The sequence below is a fragment of the Cupriavidus sp. HPC(L) genome, assembly GCF_000307735.3.
Lineage (GTDB): Bacteria > Pseudomonadota > Gammaproteobacteria > Burkholderiales > Burkholderiaceae > Cupriavidus.
In genome coordinates, this window is the sequence record NZ_AMPR02000001.1 from 49,353 (window position 1) to 67,021 (window position 17,669).

The following is a 17,669-nucleotide window of genomic DNA, read 5'->3' on the forward strand; positions in this document are numbered from 1 at the left end:
GGAACAGCGTTCAGGCATTGTTCCACAACGGGTCGCGGGCAGTCATGCCGAATCCGCATAACGTCGAAGCCCCGGCCCCGCCGCCCAGGCTGCCCCGAAAGCAAGCTCGGCCTTGCTTGTAGGACGAATCCTTGCCGTAATCAGCCATGCGCCGACGGCGCCGCCAGGTCCCCTCCGGAATACTCCGGGGAAAACGACTGACAGCGTGGCGCCGTGCTCACCTTCGTGCTGCTGACCCTCGCCGCGATCGGACTGATCGCGATCGTGATCTACCTGTCCAGATGACTGGCGGACGGACGACCGGAGTCGTGCGCCTGGGCACGAGCCAGGGCCGGGCGCGCTTGCAGCGCGCTTCAGCTGGCGCCGTCGGTGCGCAGCGGCGCGGCCGCGACAGGCAGGCCCGGCGGCTCCAGGCCACCACCGCTGTCGTTGGCGGCGGTGTGCTCGGTTGGGGGCGCGGGCGTTGGCGTTGGCGTTTCGTCGAGCCGATTGCCATGCGCGTCGAGGTCGGGCCGGCGCGCAAACAGCAGCGCAAAGTCGCTGAGCGCCTGCCACGTGCTCTGGTGCGCAATGATGTCCGAATGATTGCTGCCGGGGATGGTCTCCACCGCCACCGGTCCCGGCCACGCCGCCATCAGCCGCTCGGAGCATTCATGCGGAACCACGTCGTCGACCTCGGCGAGCAGCACCTTGGTCCGCTGTACCACCTTCTTGCAGTGCGAGATCGAATCGAAGTGATGACGCATCAGCTGACGCAGCGGCACCAGCGGGAAACGCTTGCGCACGAGCTCCAGCAGCGAATCGTAGGGCGTAATCAACTGCAGGCTCTCGAAGTCCTGCAGGTCCGCCAGCTGGATCGCGACCCCCGTGCCCAGGCTGCGGCCCACCACATGCACGCGCGTGCCCGGCAACACGCGGCGCAGGTGCAGCAGGAACTGGCTGGCGTCGGCCACGGCGGCGGCCTCCGAGGGGCTGCCGTCGGAATGGCCCAGGCCCCGATAGTCGAACGTGGCGAAGCCGACTTCGGCCGGCAGCCAATGTAGAAATTGCATGGTCTCGAGCACGTCTTCGCCGCGACCTGGCAGATAGAACAACAGATCGGTGACGGCACAGTGCGCGTCGCCGCGATACACGTAGCCGCGCAGCATTCCGCCTGGAATGGTGTGCGAATAGGCGGTAATGCCCTCCGGCAGCTCGCGCGGCGGGCGCCGGCGCGCGTCGAACAGCAGGCGGCCCTGGTTGATGCCGAGGTAGGTCCAGTAGCTCAAGAAGCCGGCGGCCGTCAGCACGGCGGCGGCGCCGATGGTCTTGTAGGGCAGGTGCGTCAGGACCTGGCGAAACAAGTAGCGATTCGCATTGCGGTTTGGCTGGCGTTTCTGTTCTTCCATGAGGCGCACCTTATACGAATTCGGCCCCGCGCGGCAAATCGACGCCAAATGCGGGGCGGATAGCGGCAATTGCCGGCAGTACCTGATTTGAGCGGACCCGCGCGTTGCGGCATCGCATCGGCATTGCGGCTATGCCCTCGCGATAGGTGGATCGATTTCCTATGCTGCCTGTGTCCCCTCACCTGTCCCTGTCCTGACATGGAGAACAACATGGATCGTCGCCAGTTCTTGAAATGGGGAAGCTTCATCACCGTCTCGGTCGCCACCACGGGGTTGGCCGGCTGCGGCGGTGGCGATGACAATCCCGATCCGCCCGAACCGGACCTGTTCGACTTCCGCCACGGGGTCGCCTCGGGGGATCCCCGCCCCGACAGCGTCGTGCTGTGGACGCGCGTCGAGGGCGACAACGGCAGGCGTCACGTCAATGTGCGCCTGCAGGTGTCGACCCAGGAGGACTTCTCCACGCTAGTCGTCAACGACCTGTTGCGTGCACTGCCGGATTGGGATTACACGCTGCGCACCAAGGTCACCGGCCTGAACGCCGCCACCACCTACTACTACCGCTTCCGCGTCGGCAGCCGTTTCAGTCCCGTCGGCCGCACGCGCACCGCCCCTGCGGCCGGCACGCCGCTGTCGCAGCTGAAGTTCGCCTTCGTCAGCTGCCAAGACTGGAGCATCAACCACTGGGCCGGCATGGAGGAGCTCGCCCAGCAGGACCTCGATTTCATCGTGCATACCGGCGACTACATCTATGAGGCCGTGGCCGACGGCGCGCCGGTCAACCTGGTCGAAAGCCGCCATACGCCGCTGTCGCTGCCCAATGGCACCACGCTGCCGAGCGGCTTCCGCTACGCGACCACGCTGGAGGACTACCGCTATCTGTACAAGGCCTACCGGAGCGATGCGCGGCTGCAGGCGCTGCATGCGCGCTTCCCGATGATCGCGATCTGGGACGACCATGAGTTCTCCGACGACTGCTGGCAGGACCGCCAGAGCTATGACGCCGACGACGACCAGACGCCGCAGACCGCGCGGCGGCGCAGCGCCAACCAGGCGTGGTTCGAGTACCTGCCGGCCGACGTGACGCTGGATGTGAACAACCCGTCGTTCCAGAATATCCAGATCTATCGCGCCTTCACCTTTGGCAATCTGGCGACGCTGCTGATGACGGACGAGCGGCTGTATCGCGCCGACCATCTGATCTCGGAGGCCAATGCCGGCGGCGATGTCGGCAGCCGCTTCTTCATCCGGCGCGACACGCTGAAAGCCGCCGAGGACGCGAAGATCGCCGCGGCGGGCGGTGCACTGACGCCGGTGTCGATGCTGGGCGATGCGCAGCGTGCCTGGTGGCAGGACCGTATCGGCGGCGCGGCGACGACGTGGAAACTGTGGGGCAATCAGGTCTCGCTGCTGCGCATGCAGGCCGATCTGACCGAGGCGATCGCCGAGCTGATGGTGTTGCGGCTGATCGCGAGCAATACGGCGCTGACACCGCTGCGCGACCAGATGGAGACGGCGCTGACAGCGGACCTGCGCGCGGCGGTATCGTCGGGGACCTATCCGAACAACGTCGCCTACGCCAATCTGCGGCAACTGCTGTCGACGCAGGCGGGCATCGACGCCGCCAACTTCGACGCCAATATCAAGCCGACGCTCGACAGCCGCCTGCCGCCGGCTTCGCTGCTGGCGACCTATGTGCTGAACGCCGACCAGTGGGATGGCTACGACGCCGAGCGCCGCAACCTGATGGCGTTCCTGAAGACGAACAACGTGCGCAATGTGGTGGCGCTGACCGGGGATATCCACGCGTTCTTTGCCGGCGTGGTGATGGACGACTACGATGCGGCGACACCGACGCCGGTGATGGTCGACCTGGTCGGCGCAGGGCTGTCCAGCAATACGCTGATGAGCACGTACAAGAGCGTGGTCGACAACGATCCGCGCCTCGCCGAGATCAAGGCGCTGATCTACGAGGAGGTCAGCGGCGCCGTGGTCAACACGCTGAATCGCACGCTGCAGCATTTCAATCCGTGGATGCGCTACGTGGAGACCAACGTCACCGGCTATGCGATCGTCACGCTGACGCCGGACCGGCTCAATTGCGCGTTCCATATCCTGAAGGGACTGGTCGACGGCAATGCGCCGCCGCAGCCGGCGACGGCCAGCGTCACGACGGTGGAGGTGCCGGCGGGCTCGGCGGTGGTCAACGTGGTGTAGCGCACCACGCCGCCGCGGCTCCCCTCTCCCTTTCGCGGGAGAGGGGAGCAGTACGACTCGGGATGTCGCGCGTCACGCGCTTTGGTACGATGCCCTCGTTGCCCGAGCCACCACGGAGTCCCCATGCGTCGCAGCGTTGCAGGCCGGGTTCTGCCCGCCGTCATAGGGGCCGCGTTGTGCGGCGCCAGCCTTGCGCATGCCGCGCGCTCGTCCTCACCGGCCGATCAGGCGCCGGTGCCGCCCGTGGTGCCGTCCATGCCGGCCCAGCCCACGCCGGTCGCCACCGCGGAAGGCATCACCGAGTACCGCCTGCCCAACGGGTTGCGCGTACTGCTCGCTCCCGACGCGGCGCAGCCGACCACCACGGTCAATATCACCTATCTGGTCGGGAGCCGGCACGAGAGCTACGGCGAAAGCGGCATGGCGCACCTGCTCGAGCACCTGCTGTTCAAGGGCACGCCGAGCCTGCCCGACGGCGCGACCGGCCGGCAGATGGCCAGCCGGGGCATGCAATTCAATGGCACCACCGCGTACGATCGGACCAACTACTTCGCCACCTTCGCGGCCAGCGAGGAAAACCTGGACTGGCTGCTGCGGATGGAGGCGGACCGGATGGTCAACAGCACGATCTCGCGCAGCGCGCTCGACAGCGAGATGACGGTGGTGCGCAACGAGCTGGAGCGCGGCGAGAACAGCCCGACCGGGGTGCTGCTGCGGCAGCTGGCCGCCAGCGCCTATCACTGGCACAACTACGGCAAGGCGCCGATCGGCGCGCGCAGCGATATCGAACACGTCGGCATCGACGCGCTGCAGGCCTTCTATCGCCGCTACTACCAGCCCGACAATGCGGTGCTGGTGATCACCGGGCAATTCGATCCGCAGCGCGCGCTGGCCAGCGTGAGCCGCTATTTCGGCGCGATTCCCCGGCCCGCCCGTGTGCTGGCGGAGCAGTACACCGTCGAGCCGCCGCAGGAAGGGCCGCGCGAGATCCTGCTGCAGCGGCCCGGCGATATCCAGGTCGTGGCCGCGCAATATCACATCGGCCCGGGCGCGCATCCGGATACCGCCGCGATGACGCTGCTGGTCGATATCCTGACCGCGATTCCCGGAGGACGCCTGTACCACGGACTGGTCGAGCAGAAGAAGGCGGCGTCGCAGACTGGCTTTGTGCGGGCGTTGAAGCAGCCGGGCAGCGTGGTGTTCCTGGCGCAGGTCGGCAAGGCGCAGCCGCTGGAGCCGGCGCGCAGCGGGCTGCTGGAGCTGGTCGAAGGCATCGCCGCGCGGCCGATCACGCAAGAGGAGCTCGACCGCGCGCAGCGGCGTGCGCGCAATGGCTACGAACGGATGCTGAACGATCCGGCCAGCTACGGCGTGGCGCTGTCGGAGGCCATTGCCAAGGGCGATTGGCGGCTGATGCTGATTGCCCGCGATCAGATCGAGCGCGTGACGCTCGACGACGTCAACCGCGTGGCACGCCACTATCTGCAGCGCGCCAACCGCACGCTGGGCCAGTTCATTCCCGTCGATGTGCCCGGCTACGTGGCGATTCCGCCGGCGCCCGACCTCGCCGAGCTGACGCGCGACTATCGGGGCAAGCCCGGCGCGGCCCCGGTCGCGCCGTTCGCTCCCACGCCCGCCAATATCGAGGCGCATACGGTGCGCGCCACGCTGCCGAACGGCATGGCGATGGCGATGTTGCCCAAGCCCGCGCGGGGGCAGCGTGTGCAGGGCCAACTGGTGCTGCGCATGGGCGATGTGCAGAGCCTGCGCGGGCTGGACGCCGTGGGCACGCTCACCGCCGGCATGCTGATGCGCGGCGCCGGCGGGCGCGATCGCCAGCAGCTGATCGATGCGTTCGAGGCGCTGAGGGCGACGGTCGGCGTCTCCGGCGATGCCGAACGCGTGACCGTCGGCTTCCAGGCGCCGCGCGAGCACCTGTCGCAGGTCCTGACGCTGCTGCGCGACGTGCTGCGCGAACCGAGCCTGCCGCTGGCGGAATTCGAGGTGCTGCGCGCCAGCACGATCGCCGGCATCCAGAGCCAGGTACGGCAGCCCGAAGCCCTGGCCCCGGTCGTGCTGGGGCGGCACGGCAATCCCTATCCGAAGGGCGATCCGCGCTATGTGCCCACGCTGGAGGAATCGATTGCCGAATTGCGCGCGGTCCGGCTCGAGCAGGTGCGGGACTTCCATCGGCGTTTTTACGGCGCCAGCCATGCGCAGTTCGCGCTGGTCGGCGACTTCGATGCCGCGGCCGTGCGGCAGCAGGTGGAGGTCCTGTTCGGCGACTGGAATGCGCCGATGCCGTTCGCGCGTGTGGAGCGCGATTTCGTGCCGCTGCATCCGGCGAGCCTGGCCGTGCCGACGCCGCACAAGGCCAACGCCAGCTTCATCGCGGCGCTGCCGATCGGCATGACGATGGACCATCCCGACTATGCGGCGCTGGCGATCGCCAACCGGATCTTCGGCGGCAGCTCGATGAAGAGCCGGCTGGCCGATCGCCTGCGCCAGCAGGAGGGCATCAGCTACGGCGCCACCAGCTATCTGCGGATCGGCGCACTCGACACCGCGGGGCGTTTCGGCATCCAGGCATCCTTCGCGCCGCAGAACCTGCCGCGGCTGAAGGCTGGCGTGCAGCGCGAATTGCGGCGATTCCTGCGCGAAGGCGTGACCGGGGACGAACTGGCCGAGGCCAAGAGTGGGCTGCGGCAACAGGGGCTGGTCACCCGCAGCCGCGACGAGGCGTTGGCCTCGATGCTGGCCTATCAATTGTTTGTCGGCCAGACCATGGCGTTTACGGAGCAACTGGAGGCCCGCATCGAGCAGGCCACGGTCGAGCAGGTCAATGCGGCGATCCGGCGGTATCTGGACCCGGACCGCTTTGTCGAGGTCTATGCCGGCGCCTGGCCGGACGCCCGCGGGGCCGAGGACCCGGGCAAAGTCGCGGCCTCGCCGGAGGGGGGTCTATAGCTTTACCTAATGACGGCGGTTTAAACGATAAATTGTACAAATCGAGGGGGCATCGCCAGAATGGGGCCTTCGCTGCGAAACACAAAGCACGCAGCACAAGAATCTGAACCCTGACACTGACCATCCAACCAAGGAGCGATCCCAATGCTGCAATCCCGTGAAGGCCAACGCGTCCCCAACGTCACGTTCCGCGTCCGCGAGAACAATGAATGGAAGAACCTGAGCACCGCGGAGCTGTTCGACAACAAGACCGTCGTGGTCTTCTCGCTGCCCGGCGCATTCACCCCGACCTGTTCGTCGACCCACCTGCCGCGCTACAACGAGCTGGCGCCCGTCTTCGCCAAGCACGGCGTCGACGCGATCCTGTGCGTCTCGGTCAATGACACCTTCGTGATGAACGAGTGGGCCAAGGACCAGGAATCCGAGAACATCGTGATGATCCCCGACGGCAACGGCGAATTCACCGACGGCATGGGCATGCTGGTGGACAAGACCGACCTCGGCTTCGGCAAGCGCAGCTGGCGCTATTCGATGCTGGTCAAGAACGGCGTGGTCAACAAGATGTTCATCGAGCCGGAAGAACCGGGCGACCCGTTCAAGGTCTCCGACGCCGACACGATGCTGGCCTACGTCGCCCCGAACGCCAAGAAGCCTGACCAGGTCGTGGTGTTCTCGAAGGAAGGCTGCCCGTTCTGCGCCAAGGCCAAGCAGCTGCTGGCGGACAACGGCTACCAGTACATCGACGTGCCGCTGGAACACAAGATCCGCGGCAAGGTGCTCGGCGCGGTGTCCGGCACGATGACCGCTCCCCAGGTGTTCATCAACGGCAAGCTGATCGGCGGCGCCGAGCAGGTCGAGCAGTATCTGGCTGCTTGATCTTCCGCAGCGCCTCTTTTCCCCGATTCCACTGAATTTTCCGTGGCGCGGTCCGGCAGTCGCCGGACCCGATGGCGGCGTGCCGCCATCGGGTCCGTGGATTGAACCGCCCCGAATACAACGAACGTCTCTCCGAACAGGAATTTCGCCATGCAAACCATCGACACCGACATCGCCGTGATCGGCGCAGGCACCGCCGGCCTCGCCGCGTATCGCGCCGCCAGGGCCGCCGGCAAGCGCGCCGTGATCATCGAGGGCGGGGAATACGGCACCACCTGCGCCCGCGTTGGTTGCATGCCGTCGAAGCTGCTGATCGCGGCGGCCGAGGCCGCGCAAGAGCTGCGCCATACCGCGCCGTTCGGCGTCCATGTCGATGGGCAGATCCGCATCGACGGCCGCGAGGTGATGGACCGGGTGCGGCGCGAACGCGATCGCTTCGTCGGCTTCGTCGTGCGCGGCGTCGACAATATTCCGGAGCAGGACCGCCTGCGCGGCTATGCCCGCTTCATCGACAACACGGTGCTGCAGGTTGGCGACGATGCCAGCGGCACCGTGGTCCGCGCGAGCCGCGTGGTGATCGCCACCGGCTCGAGCCCGGCCGTGCCAGCGCCGTTCCGCGTGTTCGGTGACCGGCTGGTAGTCAACGACGACGTCTTTGACTGGCAGGATCTGCCGCGCCGCGTGGCGGTGTTCGGTCCCGGCGTGATCGGCCTTGAACTGGGGCAGGCGCTGTCGCGTCTGGGCGTGCAGGTGCGCGTGTTCGGCGTGCGCGGCGGCGTCGGTCCGTTGACCGACCCGGCGATTCGCGCCTACGCCGCCCAGGCCTTCCAGCAGGACTTCTATCTGGACCCCGATGCCAACGTCACGGACATGGCGCGCGAAGGCGACGAGGCGGTGATCTCGTTCATCGATCGCGACGGCAATGCGGTCACCGAGCGCTTCGACTACGTGCTGGCCGCCACCGGCCGCCAGCCGAATGTCCGCAATCTCGGCCTGGAAAACACCGGCCTGGAGCTCGACGCCCGCGGCGTGCCTGTATTCGATCCGGCCACGCTGCAATGCGGCTCGGCCCCGATCTTCATCGCCGGCGACGCCAACGACGTGCTCCCGCTGCTGCACGAGGCCGCCGACGAGGGCAAGAGCGCCGGCGAAAACGCCGCCAGCTGGCCGCGGGTTTCCCCGGTGCCGCGCCGCGCGCCGATCGCGGTGGTGTTCTCGGACCCGCAACTGGCGATGGTCGGCCAGCGCTACGCCGACCTGCCGGCCGACAGCTTTGTCACCGGCGAGGTCAGCTTCGAGGACCAGGGGCGCAGCCGCGTGATGCTGAAGAATCGCGGGCTGATGCATGTCTATGCCGACAAGGCCAGCGGCCGTTTCCTCGGTGCCGAATGGATGGGCCCGCGCGCCGAACATATCGCGCATCTGCTGGCATGGGCATATCAACAGCAATTGACGATCGATCAGATGCTGGCGATGCCGTTCTATCACCCCGTGATCGAAGAGGGCCTGCGCACCGCGTTGCGCGATGCACAAGCCAAACTGCGTGCCTGAGCCGGGTAAATGCCGCCGTGGCGGCATTCCTTCCATTGCCGTTATGCGTGCTGCCGCGCATCCCCGCCTCGACATCGCGGGGGTGCGAATTATTATGTAATTGCCGAATATTGTGATTCTGTCTTATTGGATTACATTTTTTATGGTGACGCGAACATAACCGTGAGCTAGCATAACGGCACCCTACAACTGGCAAGGAATGACGATGGCGACTTACAAACAATTGCTGGCAGAAAAGGAAAAACTCGAAGCGCAACTTGAGGAAGCCAGGCAAACCGAAGTGGCGACGGTGATCGCGCAGATCCAGCAGCTGATGGAGGATTACGGTTTGACGGCAGAGGATCTCGCGCCGCGCCGCCGTGGCCGTCCTCGCAAGTCGGCAGCCCGCTCCGGCACGCCGGCCCCGGCCAAATATCGCGATCCGAAGACCGGCAAGACCTGGTCCGGCCGCGGCCGCGCACCGGCATGGCTGGGCAAGAATCGGGATCGTTTCCTGATCACCGAGTAAGGTTGTGCGTGCAAGACCGTGCGTGATTGCAATTCACCAACGGTAATGCGCCGAATGGCAATATCCGGCGCGAGCGATGTCCTGCCAGGGGACGCGATTGACGCGGTTTGCCGCCGTGCCCCCGCATGATTCTGTGCGATAGCCGGTCCCGGGGGCGCAGCATACCCGTCCGTTTTTTGCGGGAATTCCCGTTTTTTGAACCGGTTCCGCCAAGCCTGCTTGCAGCAAGACATTGCGACAAGACATTGCGACAAGACAATGCGCAAGCCATTGACGGCGCTTAATTAAGTCTCTTCTTACAATCGAGCCGATCCTCCGTATTGCGACGGGTCAACGCAATACGGGCCGGCCGCCGCCGAATTGCCGAAACGATAACGGTAACGGTGCGCGGCGCATCGAAACGCTCGCCTCGCGCCAATACGATATCCCGCGCCGCTTCCGTGCGATCGTCCGATTCGCAGGTCAACCATACCGACCCTTGCAGGCAAAGCACGGTGTATCCTTGGCCGATCACCAGCCGAAGCGGTTCGGCGCCGATTCTGTCAACGCGGCCAATACGACCGATCGGGTCAATTCGGACAATGCCGTCGGGTCCGGCGAATGCATGCATGGCGATCTCCGTGCGTGCCCAGTAGCGGTGGGGCGCCATGTCATTGTGGTCGCGCGTCCGATAGCCTGGCCGGATGTTTCGTCATCCCCGGCATTCCGGCGCATCATGACCGGCGCCAATGACCGGCGCCAATGCGGCGCCAATGACGACCCAGCGCTACCATGACTGCGCATATCCGCATCAACCAGCCATGACGAAGATCAGTCCGGCCGCTTCCCAGGCCTTGCGCGCCATGTCCCTCGACGCGCTGCGCGGATTTGACAGCGCGGCCCGTCATTTGAGCTTTACCGCAGCGGCCGACGAGCTGTGCCTGACGCAGTCGGCCATCAGCAAGCAGATCAAGAGCCTGGAGGACGGGCTGGGCGTGCCGCTGTTCCTGCGCGGGGCCAAGGGGTTGTCGTTGACGCCCGAGGGCCGTCTGCTGCAGCAGGCCGCCCGCGAGGCGATCGAACGGCTGGCCGGCACGGTCGAACGCCTGATCGCGCCGGAGCGCAGCGCGATCTCGGTGACCACCACGCCGTCGTTCGCCACGCTATGGCTGGTGCCGCGCCTGGCGCGGTTTCAGGCGGAGGCGCCTGATGTCGACGTGCGTGTGGACGCCTCGGAGGCGGTCGCCAATCTGGACCGGGACGGTTTTGATCTGGCTATCCGGCTGCGCTCGCCGGGACAGGCCGCCGCCGCGCTGCTGCGCGAGCGCTTGATGCTGGTTGCCGCGCCACCGGTCGCCGCCCGCATCCATTGCGCCGGCGATATTCGCGGCGCGACGCTGCTGGTCTATCACGATCCCAATGCCCGCTTCGGCTGGATGTCCTGGGGCGAGTGGTATCGGCGGCTGGGGCTGACGGCCGCCGCCAGTCAGCCCTGCCTGTATTTCTCGCGCTACGAGCACGTCGTCGCCGCGGCCGCGGAAGGGGCGGGCATTGCGATCGGGCGCACACCGCTGATCCTGCCCCTGCTGGCTCGCGGCGAGCTGCAAGTGGTACTGCCGGAGGCCGGGATGAACGGCATGGAGTACCAGATCGTGCTTGCGGACCATGCACAGGCACGGCCCGCGGTGCACCGCTTCGAGGCCTGGTTGACGCGCGAACTGACGCGCGACGTCACCGGCTGACCGGAGACGCCGCGGCCCACGCCATCAGAAGCGGTGGCGCACACCCACCCCGTAGTTGTTGCCGTGGGACAGGCCGCCGACCTTGTCGTAGTAATAGGCGACATAGACATCGGTGCGCTTGGACAGGTTGTAGTCGTAGGCCACCGCCGCCGTATTGCGCTCGATATCGGCGACGTCGTTCTTGACCTTGCCGTAGGCATACGACAGCAGCAGGCTGCCGGCGCCGATCGGCACCGACGCGCCGATCTGTCCGTTGCTGTGCTTGATGTCGCCGGTCGCGCCGTCGATATCCGATCGGATGTGCTGGCCCTGCGCAAACAGCTTGACCACCTTGAAGTCGTAGCTGAGGCCGGCCTGCACGGCGTTCTGCTTGCGAAAGCCGACCATCGCGGCGGGCGAGGTCACGTCTCCCGGCGTGTTGTTGAACTTGACCTGCTGGAACGCGACCGTCGCGGCAAACGGCCCGTTGAAATACAGCACGTTGCCGCCCCACTTGTTCTTGCCATTGTCGCCAGCCTGCTCGCCGAACGCATAGATCGCATTGAAGCTGAGCCCGCCGAACTTCGGCGACGAATAGACCAGCGAATTGCTCCACCCGGAATCGCCAATGATGCCCGGATCGTAGACCGTGCCGCCATTGCTGCTGACATAGGTGTGGAAGATGGTCGGCGAGAAGTGGTACGAATCGACCAGCGGATTGAACAGGATCGTCGACAGGAAATACGGCGTGGTATTTCGGCCGAGCCGGACGGTGCCGGCTGACTCGCTCTGCAGCCCGACGTAGGCGCTGCGCGTGAACATGCCGTCGGCATCGAACCGGCCCGCGCGGCCGCCGTCGGCCCGATAGAAGCCATTCAGATCGAAGATCGCCTTCAGGCCGTTGCCCAGATCCTCGGTGCCCTTGATGCCCCAATACGACGTCTGCATGCCGCCGGCACCGAGCACATAGGCGCGATCGCCGCCGACCGCCTTGTTGCTGCCGACGTAGGTGTCGATCTGCCCGTACAGCGTCACGCTGGACTGCGCCAGCACGCCCCCGCTCGCCAATGCCGCCACGGCGGCCACCATCGCGGCCGACAGCGCGCGCGCCGGCCGGAATATCGTCGTTGTCATGCGAACCTCCATCGTTGACCCTGATTTCTCTCGTGCTGCCTTCTATCGAGGCGTCGTTGTCGTGATGTCCCCGCTCGGCTGGCTCGGCCGATTTACCGGGGTGTTCGGAGCAGTGTGCGGAAATCGGGCGGGACCGACCACCATCATTTTTCGTGCGACGCGAGCACAAAATGTGTGCGGTGGCGGAACGAGCCGTGCAGAGTCCCGGACGAGATGGCGGGGACGGCGTCGCGCCCGTTATGCGGCCAACGTCAGCGGCGCGTGCAGGCCGCCGATGGCGGTCTTCAGATGCTCGGCGAATGCGGCGGCAGAGGGCGGCAGCGCGCGGCCCTTGCGAGCGGCCAGCACCAGCCGGCCCAGCGCCAGCTCGGGATCGTCGAGCGGCACCGCGGTCAGCGTGCCCTGGCGCGTTTCGCGCAGCGTGCCGGCATGGAACTGGAAGCAGATCGCATCGGTCTGCCGGACGAAACCCTTCAGCGTCTCGACCGTGGTCGCCTCGAGCATCACCGACAGATGCAGCCGATTGCGCGCGGCGATCGCCTCGATCAGACCGCGGCTGGCAAAGGTGGCCGGGCCGAGGGCCACCGGGAAGGCCGCGCAGTCGGCCAGCCGCAGCGTGCGCCGTGCGGCAAGCGGATGGTCGGGCCGCATCATCGCGCAGAACGGCTGTGGCGCGGCCGCGAGCTCCTGCAGCAGCGGACTGGCAGGGGGATCGTGCGCCAGCAGCAGGTCCGCTTCGTCCTGCTTCAGCGCTTGCATCAGCGCATCGGTCCCGCCGATCTGCACATGGAATTGCACGCCGCGATGGCGTGTCTGATAGCGGCCGATCGCGCCGGGCAGGAAATCGGTCGCCACCGACTCCGCCGAGGCGATCCGCACCGAGCCGCGCACCAAGCCGCGCAGCTGTGCCATCTGTGCCGCCGCCGCGTCCAGGTCGGCCAGGCTGCGCCGGATGGTGGCCACCAGCACTTCGCCGGCCGACGTCAGCCGCACGCCGCGCGGCAGCCGTTCGAACAGCGGCGTGCCGATCTGCTGTTCCACCTCGAGAATCTTGCGGTTCAGCGCGGTCGACGCGACATGCAGCTGTTCGGCCGCCTTGCGGATCGAGCCGCAGCGGGCCACGGTGTCGAGATACAGATAGACGCGGGGAGGGTGGAGCATCGGCTCGGGGGCGCGCGGCAGGAATCGGAACGATCACTGGCAAGCAAGGATCGTGCGCGGTCTCGAAGCCCTGGAGACAACACGGGCGTGGCCGCCCTGCGCTGGCCGATCTTCCGTTCGCATCCTATTGTGGGACGTGGTTGGGTCGGTCCGATCGTATGCGGGGCGGCCCGTGTCTCGTAACAACACTGACGGAGCGCATGGCTATGCAGAAGATTGGATCGGCAAGGTGGCAAGGCGGCATCAAGGACGGCGGCGGCACGATTTCGACCCAGAGCGGCGTGCTCAAGGATGCGCCATACGGCTTCAAGGCACGCTTCGAGGGCGGCCCCGGCACCAATCCGGAGGAGCTGATCGGGGCTGCCCATGCCGGCTGCTTTTCGATGGCCCTGTCGCTGATTCTCGGCGAGGCGGGCATGGTGCCGGACAGCATCGACACCAAGGCCACCGTCACGCTGGAAAAGGAGGGCGGCGGCTTCAGTATCACGGCCATCCATCTGGACGTGGCGGTGCGTATCCCCGGCGCGGACCAGGCCGCCTTCGACAAGTGCGCGCAGACCGCCAAGGAGAACTGCCCGGTGTCCAAGCTGATGAAGGCACCGATCACGATGAATGCCACCCTGAATGCCTGAGTACCCGCCCGCCGCCGTGCCGCGCCCAGGCGGCACGGCGGCGAGATTTCCCGGGAACCGGGCGCGCAACGCGCTTTCTATAATGGACAGGGCGCAGCGCCCCGCCATCCGGCGCTGCTGCCCGCCACCTCAGGAGGCAACATCATGCAGAGCAGCGAAGCGGTGCTCACGCAGGCCCGCGCGGCGCTGGCCAATCTGCCGTTCCACGGCCAGCATCTCCATCCCACCATCAATTTGCGCCTGTCCGACGGCGCACTGATTCTCGAGGGCGACGTCCCGGATATCGTCGCCAAGACCCGGGCCGCGGCCCGGATGCGCAAGATCGACGGCGTATCGTGCGTGATCGACCATCTGCGCGTGGCCAACGGCGCGGCGCCCGCCGGCGATGGCGAACTGCGCAACGCGGTCTGCGAGCGGCTGCTGCAGGCCGTGGATTTCCGCAGTTGCAAGATCTGCGTGCATGCCAAGGGCCGGCTGGAAACGCTGCGCGAGGCGGTCGGCGAGCGCAGCGGCTGGATCGAGGTCAATACGGTCGATGGCATCGTGACCTTGCGCGGACAGGTGATCAGCCTGTCCCATATGCGGCTCGCCGGCGTGCTCGCCTGGTGGTCCCCCGGCTGCCAGTGCGTGGTCAATGAACTCGAGATCGCGCCGGCGGAACGCGACAACGACGAGGAGATCACCGAGGCGCTGCGCCTGGTGCTCGAGTCGGATCCGCTGGTCAATGCGGACCAGATCGCCATTCGCACCGAGAACCGCGTGGTCACGCTGGAGGGCTATGCGGGCGAGGGCGCACGCCGCCAGGCCGAACGCGATGCCTGGTACCTGCACGGCGTCGAGGACGTCATCAACCGGATCGAACGCCGGCCAGATGCCGTCTGAGGGCGCGGCGAGCGTTACGCCAGGGTTTGGCGCTGCCATGGGCCCGGCCTATCCTCAGGCCGCGGTCCCTTCGCGCAGCCCGTCCTCCACGCGCCAGTAACGGCGCCGCGCCCGCAGCGCATAGCGGGCGCGATAGTCCGACATCGACATCCCGGTCGCGCGCTGGAACAGCCGCCGGAAGGTCGCTGCATCGCTGTAGCCGCACGCTTCGGCGATCGCCTGCGTGCCGTGCAGCGAGACCTCCAGCAGTGTCTTCGCCCGCTCGATTCGCAGCGCATGCAGGTAGGCCAGCGGCGTCATGCCGGTAACCTGGCGGAAATGCCGCAGCAAGGTCCGCTCGCTGACCGCGGCCGCGCCCGCCACCTCGGCCAACCGGTATGGCGCGCCGATATGGTCCCGCAGCCAGCGCCTGGCGCGGAATACCGGGCTGTCGGCGGTCGGGGTGAGCCAGCGCTGCGCCGTCAGGGCCGGCGTCAGCAGCTGGCGTTCAGCCTGCAGCAGCAGCACGCGGGCACTGGCCTGGGCCAGGTCGGGATCGTGCAGATGGCCGAGCACGCGCAGCATGAATTCGGTCTGCAGGGCCGGCGCCACGCTGTGGAAGACGCGGCCGTGCACGCCCATCGGTTCGTCGTGGGTGAAGTCGCACAGCCGGTAGCGGCGCGCCATCCAGCTCTGGTAAAGCCACGGTGCGCCGATGCGGGCGCCGTCGAGCAGTCCCAGTTCGGCGGCATAGGCGATGCCGTTGAACGACGCCGCGATCCAGCCGCCCGCCTGCGCATGCCGCTCCACCAGCTTGAGCACCGCGCGTTGCTGTTCGAACAATTCGCCGAGATGCGGCGCGTTGCGCGCCATCACGCCCGGGATCACCAGCAGTGAACGGGTTTCGCCCTGTTTGCGGCCGCGCTTGGCTGCGCGCGAGCGGCGGCGTGAGCGGACCAGGCCCGGTACCGGCATCGGCAAGGCCCGTCCCGTTTCGCCGATGACCTGCCAGCTGAGCCCGCACTCGCGTCCCGGGCGCTGCAATTGCGCGATGCCGCTGGCCGTGCGCAGGACGTCGAGCGCGGCGAACAGCGAGCCCGGCATGGCATGGGGCAGCCACAGCAGCCGCACATGCAATGCCGGCGCCGGGCGGTCCGTCGCCGGTAGCGGGCCCAGTTCGGGGAAATTCGGCGCAGACGCGTCGTCGTCGGGGCAGGGCGGTGGAGGCGCTGGCATGGCGGGATCGACATCGGAAATGGCGATATTGGTCCTCCCCGATGCGGCGGACAAGCCCTAGCATCCCGGATTGACTCCCCGCACAACGCGGCCCCTTGCCGCCAACAACATTCGCTAACCGGGCCTTCACCTCAGGAGACTTCATGCAGCCACGCCTGCAACCCGCCGTACGCCGCCTCGCCGCGGCAGCCCTGTTCGCTTGCGCCGCCGGCGCTGCCACCATCGCAGGCCCCGCCCAGGCCGCGCCCGATGCGACGCTGCTCGAGGCGGCCCGCGCCGCGCAGCCGAAACTGATCGAATCGCTGAAGGAGATGGTGTCGATCGAATCGGGCAGCCGCAACGCGGCCGGATTGGCGCAGATGGCGGCGTATGCCGAAAGGCGGCTGGCGGCGCTGGGCGCAACCACCGAGCGCGTCAAGCCGAAAAGCGGGGACAGTCCGATCGTCAAGGGCACGCTGACGGGCAACGGCAAGGCGCGCATCATGCTGATCGCGCATATGGACACGATCTATCCGCCCAATACGCTGGCCACGCAGCCGATCCGCCAGGATGGCAACAAGCTGTACGGGCCCGGCATCGCCGACGACAAGGGGGGCATCGCGGTGATCCTGCACGCGCTGGAAATCCTGCAGGCGAGCGGCTGGCGTGACTACGCGCGCATCACGGTGCTGCTGAACGCCGACGAGGAAATCGGCTCGGAGGGCTCGGGCGAGCTGATCGCCGCGCTCGGTGAGCAGCACGACGTGGTGTTGTCGTGCGAGCCGACCGCGGCCAAGGCCGTGGTCAAGGCCGAGGCGCTGCTGCTTGGCGCCAGCGGCACCGCCAGTGCGACGATGGAGGTCAAGGGACGCGCCGCGCATGCCGGCGCCGCGCCCGAGCACGGCCGCAACGCACTGCTCGAACTCGCCCATCAGTTGCAGCAGACCCGTGATATCGCCAAGTCGGTTCCCGGCACGCAGCTGAACTGGACCGGCGCGCAGGCGGGCGTCGTGCGCAACCAGATTCCCGAGGTCGCGGTGGCGACAGCCGACGTGCGCACCACCGTCAAGGACGGTCCGCAGAAGCTGAAGGCCGCGCTCGAGCGCAAGGTCGCCGAGAGCCGGCTGGTTCCCGATACGCACACCACGGTGTCGATGGAAGAGGGCCGTCCGCCCTTCGTCGTCAACGAAAAGGGCCGCGCGCTGGCCAAGCGGGCGCAGCAGATCTACGCCGAACTGGACGGCCGTCAGCTTGCGCTGGCGGAAGGAACCGGCGGCGGCACCGACGCGGGCTACGCCGCGCTGTCGGGCAAGCCCGCGGTGGTCGAGAGTTTTGGACTGGCGGGCTTCGGCTATCACGCGCGCGACGAGTACATCGAGATCGACTCGATCGTGCCGCGGCTGTATCTGATGACGCGCATGCTGCAGGAAATCGGCAGGCAATAGCGCTGCGCTTTCAA

14 protein-coding genes are annotated in these 17,669 nt (G+C 67.1%); 9 read left to right on the forward strand and 5 right to left on the reverse strand.

The annotated features are described in order from the left end of the window. Positions 1-353 precede the first annotated feature (353 nt). Positions 354-1,388 carry an alpha/beta hydrolase gene (locus tag B551_RS00175; RefSeq protein WP_006575542.1) on the reverse strand — a complete coding sequence of 345 codons (1,035 nt, stop codon included), beginning with the start codon at positions 1,386-1,388 and terminating at the stop codon, positions 354-356. Positions 1,389-1,598: 210 nt separating this feature from the next. Here B551_RS00175 and B551_RS00180 point away from each other — a divergent pair, with 210 nt between their 5' ends. From B551_RS00180 to B551_RS00200, 5 genes are all read left to right on the forward strand, one after another. Next, positions 1,599-3,605: an alkaline phosphatase gene (locus B551_RS00180; protein ID WP_006575543.1), complete on the forward strand. Its 2,007-nt coding sequence runs from the start codon at positions 1,599-1,601 to the stop codon at positions 3,603-3,605. Between the two features lie 255 nt (positions 3,606-3,860). Then, positions 3,861-6,572 carry a pitrilysin family protein gene (locus tag B551_RS00185; protein ID WP_253281307.1) on the forward strand — a complete coding sequence of 904 codons (2,712 nt, stop codon included), beginning with the start codon at positions 3,861-3,863 and terminating at the stop codon, positions 6,570-6,572. A gap of 144 nt (positions 6,573-6,716) precedes the next feature. Then, entirely contained in the window at positions 6,717-7,448 is a 732-nt protein-coding gene (locus B551_RS00190; RefSeq protein WP_006575545.1) for a glutathione peroxidase, read from the forward strand. A gap of 150 nt (positions 7,449-7,598) precedes the next feature. Continuing rightward, positions 7,599-8,999 carry a dihydrolipoyl dehydrogenase gene (locus tag B551_RS00195; protein WP_006575546.1) on the forward strand — a complete coding sequence of 467 codons (1,401 nt, stop codon included), beginning with the start codon at positions 7,599-7,601 and terminating at the stop codon, positions 8,997-8,999. Positions 9,000-9,204: 205 nt separating this feature from the next. Continuing rightward, positions 9,205-9,507: an H-NS family nucleoid-associated regulatory protein gene (locus B551_RS00200; protein ID WP_006575547.1), complete on the forward strand. Its 303-nt coding sequence runs from the start codon at positions 9,205-9,207 to the stop codon at positions 9,505-9,507. A gap of 280 nt (positions 9,508-9,787) precedes the next feature. Here the strand turns inward: B551_RS00200 and B551_RS25420 are convergent, their stop codons facing one another. Continuing rightward, the gene (locus B551_RS25420; RefSeq protein ID WP_172682419.1) at positions 9,788-10,117 is read right to left on the reverse strand and encodes a DUF2917 domain-containing protein; all 330 of its coding nucleotides are present in this window, start codon (positions 10,115-10,117) and stop codon (positions 9,788-9,790) included. 190 nt (positions 10,118-10,307) lie between these two features. On the opposite strand from B551_RS25420, the gene B551_RS00205 reads away from it, so the two are divergent. Further along, positions 10,308-11,228, forward strand: coding sequence for a LysR substrate-binding domain-containing protein (locus B551_RS00205; RefSeq protein ID WP_052511221.1), 921 nt, complete (start codon positions 10,308-10,310; stop codon positions 11,226-11,228). 24 nt (positions 11,229-11,252) lie between these two features. Here B551_RS00205 and B551_RS00210 read toward each other — a convergent pair whose 3' ends face one another. Both B551_RS00210 and B551_RS00215 read right to left on the reverse strand, forming a co-directional pair. Beyond that, positions 11,253-12,341 (reverse strand): porin, encoded by a 1,089-nt coding sequence (locus B551_RS00210; RefSeq protein WP_006575550.1) that lies wholly within the window; start codon positions 12,339-12,341, stop codon positions 11,253-11,255. 237 nt (positions 12,342-12,578) lie between these two features. Beyond that, positions 12,579-13,502 (reverse strand): LysR family transcriptional regulator, encoded by a 924-nt coding sequence (locus tag B551_RS00215; protein ID WP_006575551.1) that lies wholly within the window; start codon positions 13,500-13,502, stop codon positions 12,579-12,581. 206 nt (positions 13,503-13,708) lie between these two features. Between B551_RS00215 and B551_RS00220 the strand changes: the two genes are divergently transcribed. Continuing rightward, positions 13,709-14,134: an OsmC family protein gene (locus tag B551_RS00220; RefSeq protein ID WP_006575552.1), complete on the forward strand. Its 426-nt coding sequence runs from the start codon at positions 13,709-13,711 to the stop codon at positions 14,132-14,134. 144 nt (positions 14,135-14,278) lie between these two features. Further along, positions 14,279-15,016 carry a BON domain-containing protein gene (locus B551_RS00225; protein WP_006575553.1) on the forward strand — a complete coding sequence of 246 codons (738 nt, stop codon included), beginning with the start codon at positions 14,279-14,281 and terminating at the stop codon, positions 15,014-15,016. Between the two features lie 54 nt (positions 15,017-15,070). On the opposite strand, the gene B551_RS00230 is transcribed toward B551_RS00225, so the two are convergent. Next, positions 15,071-16,099 carry a GlxA family transcriptional regulator gene (locus tag B551_RS00230; RefSeq protein ID WP_253281309.1) on the reverse strand — a complete coding sequence of 343 codons (1,029 nt, stop codon included), beginning with the start codon at positions 16,097-16,099 and terminating at the stop codon, positions 15,071-15,073. Between the two features lie 275 nt (positions 16,100-16,374). On the opposite strand from B551_RS00230, the gene B551_RS00235 reads away from it, so the two are divergent. Then, a complete protein-coding gene (locus tag B551_RS00235) occupies positions 16,375-17,655 on the forward strand; it encodes a M20/M25/M40 family metallo-hydrolase (protein WP_023263270.1) in 1,281 nt (426 codons plus the stop codon). Positions 17,656-17,669 lie beyond the last annotated feature (14 nt).

What these genes read in the sequence shown, in the direction of transcription:
- B551_RS00220 (WP_006575552.1), top strand. Translation starts at nt 13,709, where the DNA reads ATGCAGAAGATTGGATCGGCAAGGTGGCAAGGCGGCATCAAGGACGGC.
- B551_RS00215 (WP_006575551.1), bottom strand. Translation starts at nt 13,502, where the DNA reads ATGCTCCACCCTCCCCGCGTCTATCTGTATCTCGACACCGTGGCCCGC.
- B551_RS00180 (WP_006575543.1), top strand. Translation starts at nt 1,599, where the DNA reads ATGGATCGTCGCCAGTTCTTGAAATGGGGAAGCTTCATCACCGTCTCG.
- B551_RS00210 (WP_006575550.1), bottom strand. Translation starts at nt 12,341, where the DNA reads ATGACAACGACGATATTCCGGCCGGCGCGCGCGCTGTCGGCCGCGATG.
- B551_RS25420 (WP_172682419.1), bottom strand. Translation starts at nt 10,117, where the DNA reads ATGCATGCATTCGCCGGACCCGACGGCATTGTCCGAATTGACCCGATC.
- B551_RS00230 (WP_253281309.1), bottom strand. Translation starts at nt 16,099, where the DNA reads ATGCCGGGCTCGCTGTTCGCCGCGCTCGACGTCCTGCGCACGGCCAGC.
- B551_RS00205 (WP_052511221.1), top strand. Translation starts at nt 10,308, where the DNA reads ATGACGAAGATCAGTCCGGCCGCTTCCCAGGCCTTGCGCGCCATGTCC.
- B551_RS00225 (WP_006575553.1), top strand. Translation starts at nt 14,279, where the DNA reads ATGCAGAGCAGCGAAGCGGTGCTCACGCAGGCCCGCGCGGCGCTGGCC.
- B551_RS00175 (WP_006575542.1), bottom strand. Translation starts at nt 1,388, where the DNA reads ATGGAAGAACAGAAACGCCAGCCAAACCGCAATGCGAATCGCTACTTG.
- B551_RS00185 (WP_253281307.1), top strand. Translation starts at nt 3,861, where the DNA reads ATGCCGGCCCAGCCCACGCCGGTCGCCACCGCGGAAGGCATCACCGAG.
- B551_RS00190 (WP_006575545.1), top strand. Translation starts at nt 6,717, where the DNA reads ATGCTGCAATCCCGTGAAGGCCAACGCGTCCCCAACGTCACGTTCCGC.
- B551_RS00195 (WP_006575546.1), top strand. Translation starts at nt 7,599, where the DNA reads ATGCAAACCATCGACACCGACATCGCCGTGATCGGCGCAGGCACCGCC.
- B551_RS00235 (WP_023263270.1), top strand. Translation starts at nt 16,375, where the DNA reads ATGCAGCCACGCCTGCAACCCGCCGTACGCCGCCTCGCCGCGGCAGCC.
- B551_RS00200 (WP_006575547.1), top strand. Translation starts at nt 9,205, where the DNA reads ATGGCGACTTACAAACAATTGCTGGCAGAAAAGGAAAAACTCGAAGCG.